We start from the raw sequence: 328 nt of genomic DNA on the forward strand, positions 1-328 counted from the left end.
CGGCTCCCTGCACGACGGCTTCGCCGAGGCCGTACGAGCTGGTGAGGAACACCGCGTCGTCGAAGCCGGACTCGGTGTCGAGCGTGAACATCACGCCCGAGGCGCCGACGTCCGAGCGCACCATCCGCTGCACGCCCGCCGACAGGGCGACCTCGTGGTGGTCGAAGCCGTGGTGCGCGCGGTACGCGATCGCGCGGTCGTTGTACAGCGACGCGAACACGCGGCGGATCGCCCGCAGGATGTTCTCGATTCCGCCGATGTTCAGGAAGGTCTCCTGCTGCCCCGCGAACGAGGCATCCGGGAGGTCCTCCGCCGTCGCGCTCGAGCG

1 protein-coding gene is annotated in these 328 nt (G+C 70.1%); it reads right to left on the reverse strand.

Going from position 1 to position 328, the window contains the following annotated elements; genetic code table 11:
* A partial coding sequence (locus I5G_RS20155; RefSeq protein WP_036325829.1) for a PEP/pyruvate-binding domain-containing protein occupies window positions 1-328 on the reverse strand: 328 nt, incomplete at both ends.

Source organism: Microbacterium sp. B19 (assembly GCF_000333395.1).
Classification (GTDB): domain Bacteria; phylum Actinomycetota; class Actinomycetes; order Actinomycetales; family Microbacteriaceae; genus Microbacterium.